Here is a 9421-nt window from a genome sequence, read left to right as displayed (position 1 = left end):
CATGGTGCCGGTTCGGCAGCCGGGTCCGGTGCCCTCAGGCCTCGACCGGGTCCGGGGCCGCCGACTGCCGGTTCTCCTTGACCGTGATGCGTCCCTTCCGAATCGTGGCCAGGCGGTGTGCCCGGCGGGCGACGGCGCTGTCGTGGGTGACCATGACGAAGGTGAGGCCGTGCTCGTCACAGAGCCCTTCGAGCAGGTCCACGATCTCGTCGCGCATCGACTCGTCGAGGTTGCCGGTCGGTTCGTCCGCGAGGAGCACCTTGGGCCGCTTCACCAGGGCGCGGGCGATCGCCACGCGCTGCTGCTGGCCACCGGAGAGCTCGGACGGCAGGTGGCCGAGGCGCTCGCCGAGTCCGACGGACTCCAAGGCCTCTGCGGCCCTGCTCCGCCGCTCGACGGCCTTGGCCCCGAGGGGCACGAGGGCGGTCTCCACGTTCTCCTGCGCGGTGAGCGTGGGGATGAGGTTGAAGCTCTGGAAGACGAAGCCGATGTTCTCACCGCGCACGGTGGTCAGGCGGCGCTCCGAGAGCCCTGCCAGGTCGACGCCGTCGAGCAGGACCCGGCCCGAGGTGGGGCGGTCGAGGCCGCCCAGCATCTGCAGCAGGGTCGACTTGCCGCCGCCCGTGGGACCCTGGATGACCAGCCGGTCCCCCCGGGCGAGGGTGAGGTCGATCCCGGCGAGGGCGTCGACCCTCTTCTGTCCCCGCCGGTACTGCTTGGTGACGCCGGTGAGTTCGTACATGGTGGGACTCCTGTGGTACGTGAGTGGGTTCGGGCGGTCGACTACTCGACGCGGCGCAGTGCATCGGCGGGACGCAGCCGCGAGGCGCGCCAGGCGCCGAAGGCACCGGCGACGAGACCGCCGCCGAGGGCCAGGAGGACGGCCAGGCCCACGGTGGTGACGCTGACGGGGGCGGTGAGGGCGATGTCGACCGTCTTGCCGACCGCCGTGCGGGCGCCGCCGAAGCCCATGCCACCGCGTCCCCCACCGAACGTGCCGCCTCCCGAACCGAGTTCGGCGGTGAGGGTCGGGCTCGCAGCAGTGACGGCATAGGCTCCGGCAAGGCCGATCGCGATGCCGAGGGCGCCGCCGATGACGCCGTTGACGAGGGCCTCGCCGACGACCTGCCGGGTGACCCGTCCGCTCTTCCAGCCGAGGGCCTTGAGGGTGCCGAACTCGCGGACCCGGCGCCCGACGGCGGAGGAGGTGAGGAGTCCCGCGACGAGGACGGCGGCGAGCAGCACCGCGTACGAAAGCCACTTGCCGACGTTGGAGGCGAGGTCGGCCGCGGTGTCGAGCGAGCCCGAGACCGTCTGTGCGAGGTCGGCCGAGGTGGTGACGGTGGTACCGGAAACGTTCTTCTGGATGGCGGTCTTGACCGCGTCGATCCGTGTCGAGTCGGTCGCCTTCACATAGATCGTGGTGATCTTGCCGGCGGACTCGGAGAGGGTCTGTGCCTGCTTCAGGGGAAGGTAGACCTGGGCGGCGGACTGTCCGCTGTCGGCGGTCGCGATGCCGATGATCTCGAAGTCGACTCCCTTGACGGCCAGTTCGTCACCGACCGAGAGGTCCTTCTGCTGGGCGTAGGCGCTGTCGACGACGGCGACCTCGGCATCGGTCTCGGCGGTCGTGAAGGTGCGGCCGGTGGAGACGGTGGAGGTGGTGAGGGGCCCGAGGTCGGGGACGGTGACGTCGGTGCCGTAGATCGTGAAGGAGTCGACGTCGAAGGCGGCGCCCCCACCGGTCACGGTGTCGCCCGAGCCCGAGCCCCCGCCGGTCCGACCGTCCGGCGGGTTCTGGCCGCGCTGGATCTGGCCCCGCTTGAACTCGCCGTTGATCTTCAGGTTGACGAGGCTCAGGCCTCCGACGGCCCGGTCGACGCCCTGCTGCTCCGCAACCGTGCCGACGGTGGAGTCGGCGAGGGTCTGGAAGCCCTGGACCATCAGTCGATCGCTGCTCTGTTCCTCTCCGTCCTCCTTGCCCTGGAACTCGAAGCGGGGCCGTTGCGGCTGCGCCCCGGCTTCGGGCCGTTCCTGCGCCTTGGTCACCGTCAGGTCCGTGCCGAGCCCGTAGAGGGACTCCAGAACCTTGCCCTGGGCGCGGCTCATGCCCGCGGAGACGGAGTTGACGACGATGACCAGCGCGATGCCGAGCGCGAGCCCGGAGGCGACGACGAGCGCCGCCTTTCTGCGGCGGCGCAGCTCGCGCCGGAGGTAGGTGAAGAACATGGCCGCGAAATTAGGGGCCGCGTGTGATGAGGGGATAAGGCCCGCATGAGAGCGGGATGAGAGCGGCGCGGCAGGGGGCAGGGGCCGGCCCGCGTCCGAGCCGTCCGGGGGTGCGCCTCCACGGCGCCGGGACCGGCTGGGAGGCCGGTCCGGGCTCGCACGGGTGCGACGTGCCCTCCGGGCGGGGAGGGCGGATCCCGACGGGCAGGGGGTCAGGCGTGCGGCGCCGCGGCGTGGGACAGCGGGTCGGCCAGTACGTCGTGGAGGACGAGGGCCGCTGCCCCGCGGGCGGCGTCCGTGGTGGCGGACGCCGGTCGCAGCCGGTCCCCGTCCGGGGTCCAGAGGCCGGAGACGACCCGGGCGGCGAGCTCTTCCACCAGGGCGGGAGCCAGCCAGGGCATCAGGCGCGGATAGATGCCGCCCAGGACGACGGCCTCGGGATCGAGGAGGTTCACGGCTCCCGACAGGGCCCGGCCGAGCATCCGGCCGGCATCGGCGAGGGCGGTGCGGGCGCCCGGCTCTGCCGCCTCGGCCCGGCGGGCGAGGTCCGGGACGTCGACGGCCCCCGTCACCGCGAGCAGTGCGGCCTGTCCGGCGTACTGTTCGAGACAGCCGCGGGAACCGCAGCGGCAGAGCGGTCCTTCGGCGTCCACGACCAGGTGCCCGATCTCCCCGGCGAATCCGTGGGCGCCGCGCAGGAGCTCGCCGTGGACGACGACCGCACCGCCGACGCCTATCTCGCCCGTCAGGTGCAGAAAGGTGCGGAGGTCCCCGAGGGAACCGAACCAGAGCTCGGCGAGGGCCGCCATGTTGGCCTCGTTGTCCGAGGTGACCGGGAGGCCCGCGGTGTGGGGGCGCAGCGCGGTGAGGGCCGTGCCGAAGAGGGAACCGGCCGGGACGTCGTTCCAGCCGAGGTTGGGGGCCTGTCGGACGGTTCCGCCGGACACCAGACCGGGGAGGGCTAGTCCGGCGCGGGCCGGGGCGAGGCGGCGTTCGGCCGCCTCGTCGAGGGCTTCCGCGGCCACCCGGGCCGCACCGGCGAGGACGTCCTCGGCCTCGGCGGCGCGGTTGTCGAGGCGTTCGGTGCGGCGGATGCGGTCGGTGCCCGTGAGGTCGACGACGCAGACGGTGACGTAGTCGACGTTGATCTCGACGCCGAGGCCGGCGGGTCCGGTGTCCGCCGGCTTGAGGACGGTGCCCGGCCGCCCCGCCTGTCCGCTGAAGGTCTTGCCCGACTCCACGAGGAAACCGAGGTCGAGGAGTTGTTCGACCAGGGAGGAGACGGCGGGCCTGGTGAGCCCGACGCGGGCCGCGACCGCTGCCCGCGTCGTCTCGCCGGCCTCGTGGACGGTCCTCAGGACGAGGCTCAGGTTGTGCCGTCGCACGCCCGACTTGTCGGCCTTGGGTTCCGTGGGCTGGTTCATGGTGTGCGAGAGCCTAGTCGGCCCTTTCGCCCACGCGGAAACGGTCCGTCGACGGCGTCGTCGGTACGGCAGGTACGGCAGGTACGGCAGCCGAACCTGCCCCTCGCGTTTCGCACCGGGCTCGGGCAGGGCCGTTCCGGCGGGCCCGATCGCCGAGGTCGGTCGCGGGTCAGCACCTGCGGTGCCACCAGGGCAGCTCCGCTTCCGCCGCCGGCTCGTGGTGCGTCCGGTCCAGGAGCACCGCGTCCAGGCGGTCCACGTGGCGCCGGAGTTCCCCGGCAGCCCTCGGCGGAAGCATCGACAAGACGCTCTGCAGTGTGTCCCGGGCCCACTCCTCGCCGCAGCACCGGCAGGCGAACTCGGCTTCCCACGGCCTCCAGTCACGCTTGGTGCCGTGGACGCGCACGGACCAGACGCTCAGCGCCGCCGCCACCACGCCCGGTGACAAGCGCCTCCCCTCGAGCTCACGGACGGCGGCGTTCGCCCGCCCCGACAGGCCCGGGACATCGCGGTAGCGCACCAGGGGGCTTCCCCCTCGGCGCCGTCGCCGTCGAAGCGAAGCCGGTCTCCTACGCGGCACGGCCCCTTCGCACATCCTTCACGGGCGCCATCCTCCCACGGCCCGGGACCGGCCGGGCGGCGCCCCCTGGGCCGTCCGCGGCGGCGGGTACGGCCGACCGGGGCGTTCGGAGGGTTCGGCGGGGTCGAGGCCGCAGGCGGCGAGGAGCCGCTCCAGGGCGCACAGCACGGTGAAGGCCGCGCCCCCGTGGGCGGCGCCGAGGATCGTGCGGGGTTCGGTGTCGTGGCGGAGGCCGGTCACGGACCTTCCGGCCGGTGCGGGGCACCGCGGTCCCTGCGGTGCCCGACACCAGGGCGTCAAGCCCCGGCAGCGGCCCTCCGGAAGGGAAGGGCGACCGCCGTCGCGACGGCGACGAGGGAGGCACTCGCCCAGAGCGGGCCCCGGTTCCCGGACCCCGCGCCGAGGGCCGTCGCGACAAGCACCGGGCCGAGGACGGCACCGATGTTGAGCGCGGCCGTCGCACAGGCCCCGGCCAAGGCGGGGGCGCCGTCCGCTTCGTACAGGACCCTCGCGATCAGGGTGACGCCCACCGCGAACGACAGCACGCCCAGGGCGAACACCAGGGCCAGAAGGGCCGCCGGCCGTGCGGCGAGGAGCGCGAGCGCCGACCAGCCGACGAACAGCAACGGCGCTCCCGCGGCGAACACGAGGCCGGGGCTCCGGTCGGCGAGGCGCCCCGCCACGACCACCCCGACGAAGGATCCGACGCCGAAGAGCGCCAGGACGACGGGGACCCACAGCGGGTCCCGCCCGGTGGTGCCGGTCACCAGGGGGGCGAAGAAGGTGAAGCCGCCGAAGGTCGCGGCGTTGACGAGCGCGGCGAGCAGCATGACCAGAAGCAGGCACGGCCGTCGGAGCCGTGCGAACTCCACCCGCAGTGCGGGCCGGACCGCCGCCGTGGCCTGCTGTGCGGGCAGTCCCCGGACGAGCCCGAGCACGGCGGGCAGACAGAGCACGGCGACGGCCCAGAAGGCGGCCCGCCACCCCAACAGCGCGCCGAGCAGAGCGCCACCGGGAACGCCGGCGACGGTGGCCACGGTGGTCCCGGACAGCAGCACCGCGAGCGCCCTCCCCGGTCAGGAGCGAGCAAGCACGGCACGAGCCCCCTTCCCGTCCGGCTATTCGTTCGACACCGCGCCGACCGGCTGGCAAGCTGCGCCCATGACCTACCGAATCGAGTCCCGCTCCACCCGGTGAGCGCCCCCGACGAGCGCCCCGCGCTCGCTCCGCCGATCGCCCTGTACGACCACGTCCAGCGCTTGTTGCGCGAGTCGTCCGACGCCGTGCCGCCCCCGCGCGGTTACCCCCTGCCCCGGAAGCCCGGGCCCAGGACGGACCCGTTCTCGTGGGAAGCGGCCGAGCACGCCGTGCAGAAGGCGCTCGACCCGCTCCCGGAGGACCCCGACACCCTGCGCCGCCGCTTCGAGGAGCTCGGCGTCCAGCACCACCACAGACACTTGGTGAGGACCGCCGTCGCCGCTCTGGAGCTCCCTGCGGAGCAACTGGCCGCCGCCCGCTCCCTGGGGCGGGGTCTGGCCCGGCGCGGCACCACCGTGCCGACCGTCGCCGCGGGCATCGCCCTGCTGCGCCGCCTCGGGGAACCCGAGGACGTCCCGTGCCTCTCCGCCCTCGGCCTCTTCCGGGATCTGGCCGGCCCGGCGGTGCATGCGCTCGACGCCCTCGACCGACGCGCCGCAGCCCTCGTGCACCTCGTCGCCCGCGGCCGCCGCGACGAACTACGGCCGCTCATCCGCGCCCTGTGGAAGGACGACCGGCAGGCCGTGTACACGGAGCTGGTCGCGCTGCCGGCCGCGCTCCGCTCCGTCGGGGGCTCGGCTGCCCGTCGAATCGCAGAAGCATCCCGACTGTCCGAACTCCTCGACCACAGGCCCTCCGACGCGGTGCTGCTCGCGCGCACGGGCGAGCTGCTCGTCCGGATGGGCTCTTCGCACGACGACCCCGGGGAACTCCTCGGCCACCGCGACGCGCTCCGTCTGTACGACACCGTCATCACCCGGGCCCGTCTGCTGCCGCCCACCCTCGACAACGCAGCCCTGCTGCTCTCGCTCGCCCTCGACCTGAGCAGCGGCGCCGGTGCGCTGCTGGACTGGCCGCCCGGGCGACGCGCCGTGCTCCTGGACCTGCTCGGTCAGCTGCTGGCCATGCCCCCGTGGGCGGAGGCGAGCGCCGGTGGCGAGACGGCGGACCAGCGGCAGCGGGCCGGCTGGATCCGTCGAACGGGACGGCGGCCGTTCCAACACCCCGCGCCGGCCGCCGCGTTCCGCGTCGAGGTGGTGGCGGGCGATCCGGCGGACCGGAACCCCGTCGAGGCACGCGTGCTCATCGACGGCCGTCCGGTGGTCCCGGCGCTCTTCGGCCGCGGTCCCGCCCACAGCCCCGATCACTTGCTGGACGACGGTCGGCTGCGGGCCGGAGCCGAGGCCCGCGAGGTGCAACTCGCCGAGGCGTCCTGCTCCGAGGGCTGCTGCGGCGCGCTCCACGTCACCATCCGGCGGGACGGGGACCACGTGGTGTGGGAGAACTGGCGGCGGACCCCGTCGGGCTGCTGGGGGCCGACGGCGGAGCCGCCCGCTCACCGGTTCGACGCCGCCGTCTACGACGCGGAGCTCACCAGGGCGGAGACCGACGGCTCCTGGTCGTGGCGGGCCCGCACCGTCGCCCGCTTGATCAAGGCGGGGCTGGTCGGGGATCCGGGGCTCCTCGACCGCTGGGACGCGAAGCGGGGCTGGATCAGCAGCGGCTTCGACGACCCCGACACCGCCGTGGTGACCTTCTGGTACGCCCCCGGACTGGCGTCCGGCCGTCCGGAACGGGCCGGCGAACCGCTCCAGTTCCGCTGGGACGTACCGGACGACGGCACCCCGGCCGAGGCACAGGCAGCCGCTGTGCTGCATCGGCTGGCCTCGGAGGACCCGAAGTCCCATGCCCGGGTGTGCGGCGGCAGCCGTGCGCGCGCCGAAGAGCTCGGGTTCCCCCTGGAGTGACGGTCCCGGCGCGCTCCGCCCGGCGCCCGCACCGGCACGGCGCACGGCAGCGGCCCCGCCGGGCCCGGCGGGGCCGCCCGCCTCCCACCGGTGGGGGGCTGCTGCGGATCAGCTCCCGAAGCCGCCCCGAAGGAGGGTGCGACCCCCGTCGGGGCCGGTCAGGAGGACGCGGTAGGTGTCCCCCGAAGCGTCCCGCACGCCCTCGGCGTGGTCGTACTGCGCCGCGAAGGCGTGCGGGCCGGGCGGCACCGTGCGTCCCGGCTTGAGCGTCCAGCGGTAGACGAGCGCACGGGCCTCCTCGGTCACCGTCACGGTGAAGTCCTCTGCGGGTCGGGTACGCCAGTGGCCGGTGCTCACGACACCGGAGGTGCGCACGATCCGCAGCTCGACGGTGAGGCCCGTGACCGGTGACCCGGTCGTCACCGCGAGGTCGCTCTGCGCCCACCAACGGTTGCTTCCGGGGTCGACCGTGCCGGTCGCCCGCGCCGTCGGGCCGGGTGCGGGGAGGGCGGTGACCGGTCCGGCCGTGCGGTCGTCCAGCGTGGTCGCCGCGAGGCTGCCGAGGCCGACGGCAGCGGTCACGGCGGCGGTGACGGCCGCGATCGCCGTCCAGTGTCGGCGCACCGGCGGACGTGCTGGTCGGTTCGGCCGGCCGGTCGGGGCGGGGGCGGCGAGACCGCGTTCCACGCGGGCGAGGATGCGGGCACGATCGGGCCGGTGTGCTTGGGCGGCCTCCTTGAGCTGCTGGTGCAGTCGTGCGTCGTCCATCACGGCCTCCTCGCGGCGAGTTCGGTGGCGGCCCGGTCGCCGAGCAGCCGCTGGAGCTCCTTCATGCCCCTGGCCGTCTGGCTCTTGACCGTCCCGACGGAGACTCCCAGGATGCGGGCGGCCTCTCGCTCGGAGAGGTCGAAGGCGTGTCGCAGCACGACACAAGCACGCTTGCGGAAGGGCAGAGCGCAGAGCGCGGTGCGGACGTCCACGACGGCGGGGACGTCGGGGCCCTCGACGTGCTCCGGACGACGGTCCCAGAAGGCGGCGATCCGGCGGCGTTCGCGGACGGTGCCGCGGATCCGGGTGCGGACGAGGTTGGTGACGACCCCCCGGGCGTAGGCGGCCGGATGCTCGGCGGCGCGGACCCGGTCCCAGCGGCGCCAGAGCGCGAGCATGGCGTCGGCTGCCAGGTCGTCCGCGGCGTCGGTCTCACCGGTCAACAGGTGTGCGAGACGGGCGAGTTCGGCGTAGTGGCGTTCGAAGAAGGCCCGGAACTCCGCTTCCTGGTCGTCGGTTTCAGGTTCCGGCGTGCTCACGGCGCTTCCGGTCGGGGCGGCTGCGGGGGCCGAGGAGCGCGGTGCCGCGCCGAATCCGTCCGCGGGTGGAGAGGGGGTGCGGAGCGCTTTTCCCCGGGCCCACGGCCGACGGTGCTGGCCGGGGCCCCTGCGTGGCGGGCGACATCGGCGGGGGTGACCACGTGTGTGCTCCTGGAGGGTTCCCGGTCTCCGGGCAGCGGCCCGACGAGTCGGCCCCGACCTTAAGCGGTGGTTCGACGGACTGTCCAGGCGGGCCGTCGCCCCGGGCTTCCGGCCAAGGAGCTCGACCGTCCGGGGGCGGTGGGGACGGCCCGGGTCGACCGCCGTTCGGCGTGTGCCCCGGCTCGGGCGGCAGCCGTGCGTGCACGGCAGGGCCGTCTCGGCACGCTGACGGTCGCCCGGGGGGCGGGACCTCCGCGGCAACGGGGCGATGCGGGGGCGGAGATCCACCAGTACGTCGTGGAGGTCGGGGTGGACACGCCGCACTGCTTCACCCGGCCGACCAGTGGGACCCGGCGCTGACGGCCTTGCGGTCCGCTGACCGGTGGCGCTCCTCCTCCTGACGGCCGGTCGGACCGCCGGGCGGCCGGGCTCCGGCTTCACCCCTGCGGCTGCGGGACCTGCCGCGTCGACGCCGGCGGCGAGGGCGGCCGTCGTCGCACGGAACCTCCTGGCCGCCGGCCCGACGCAGACCGGGGCCGCAGCGAGGTCGGAGTGCCCGGGGGCTTCGTGACGGGTGGGGTTCCCCCCGACCTCGGCGGCCGGGCACCCGCCCGCCGAGGTCAGCCGCAGGACCGCCGCACGATCAACTCCGTCGGGAGGACCTGTCGGAGCGGCTCGACCGGGGCGGCCGCCGCACCGTGCCGGAGCAGCATC

Annotated in this window: 8 protein-coding genes and 1 pseudogene; 1 reads left to right on the top strand and 8 read right to left on the bottom strand. The window is 74.5% G+C overall.

The genetic code is table 11. The features are described from left to right. Nucleotides 1–34: 34 nt before the first annotated feature. The 6 genes and pseudogenes from ACFW2Y_RS32165 to ACFW2Y_RS32140 form a co-directional block, all read right to left on the bottom strand. On the bottom strand, nt 35–742 hold the full coding sequence (locus ACFW2Y_RS32165; RefSeq protein WP_384886118.1) for an ABC transporter ATP-binding protein: 708 nt from the start codon (nt 740–742) through the stop codon (nt 35–37). A gap of 41 nt (nt 743–783) precedes the next feature. Next, nucleotides 784–2229, bottom strand: coding sequence for an ABC transporter permease (locus tag ACFW2Y_RS32160; RefSeq protein WP_384886115.1), 1446 nt, complete (start codon nt 2227–2229; stop codon nt 784–786). Between the two features lie 212 nt (nt 2230–2441). Next, nucleotides 2442–3653 (bottom strand): ROK family protein, encoded by a 1212-nt coding sequence (locus ACFW2Y_RS32155; protein ID WP_384886113.1) that lies wholly within the window; start codon nt 3651–3653, stop codon nt 2442–2444. Nucleotides 3654–3822: 169 nt separating this feature from the next. Next, nucleotides 3823–4173 (bottom strand): hypothetical protein, encoded by a 351-nt coding sequence (locus ACFW2Y_RS32150; RefSeq protein ID WP_384886110.1) that lies wholly within the window; start codon nt 4171–4173, stop codon nt 3823–3825. A 78-nt stretch (nt 4174–4251) separates the two neighbouring features. Further along, on the bottom strand, nt 4252–4473 hold the full coding sequence (locus tag ACFW2Y_RS32145) for a hypothetical protein (protein WP_384886108.1): 222 nt from the start codon (nt 4471–4473) through the stop codon (nt 4252–4254). Between the two features lie 56 nt (nt 4474–4529). Continuing rightward, nucleotides 4530–5306 (bottom strand): annotated as a pseudogene (locus ACFW2Y_RS32140) (MFS transporter); the annotation flags it as partial. A 120-nt stretch (nt 5307–5426) separates the two neighbouring features. Here ACFW2Y_RS32140 and ACFW2Y_RS32135 point away from each other — a divergent pair. Continuing rightward, entirely contained in the window at nt 5427–7238 is a 1812-nt protein-coding gene (locus ACFW2Y_RS32135; protein ID WP_384886105.1) for a hypothetical protein, read from the top strand. A 108-nt stretch (nt 7239–7346) separates the two neighbouring features. Here the strand turns inward: ACFW2Y_RS32135 and ACFW2Y_RS32130 are convergent, their stop codons facing one another. Next, nucleotides 7347–8006, bottom strand: a complete 660-nt coding sequence (locus ACFW2Y_RS32130; RefSeq protein WP_384886103.1) for a hypothetical protein — start codon at nt 8004–8006, stop codon at nt 7347–7349. Further along, the gene (locus tag ACFW2Y_RS32125) at nt 8006–8545 is read right to left on the bottom strand and encodes a SigE family RNA polymerase sigma factor (protein ID WP_384886101.1); all 540 of its coding nucleotides are present in this window, start codon (nt 8543–8545) and stop codon (nt 8006–8008) included. Before ACFW2Y_RS32125 ends, ACFW2Y_RS32130 begins: the two co-directional genes overlap by 1 nt. Nucleotides 8546–9421: the final 876 nt, after the last annotated feature.

The organism is Streptomyces sp. NPDC058877, from assembly GCF_042742855.1.
Lineage (GTDB): Bacteria > Actinomycetota > Actinomycetes > Streptomycetales > Streptomycetaceae > Streptomyces.
The sequence above is the reverse complement of the archived record's forward strand: the minus strand, read 5'-3'. Positions and strand labels throughout refer to the sequence as shown.

Coding starts and splice junctions, on each gene's coding strand:
- ACFW2Y_RS32165 (WP_384886118.1), bottom strand. CDS start 742: ATGTACGAACTCACCGGCGTCACCAAGCAGTACCGGCGGGGACAGAAG.
- ACFW2Y_RS32160 (WP_384886115.1), bottom strand. CDS start 2,229: ATGTTCTTCACCTACCTCCGGCGCGAGCTGCGCCGCCGCAGAAAGGCG.
- ACFW2Y_RS32155 (WP_384886113.1), bottom strand. CDS start 3,653: ATGAACCAGCCCACGGAACCCAAGGCCGACAAGTCGGGCGTGCGACGG.
- ACFW2Y_RS32130 (WP_384886103.1), bottom strand. CDS start 8,006: ATGGACGACGCACGACTGCACCAGCAGCTCAAGGAGGCCGCCCAAGCA.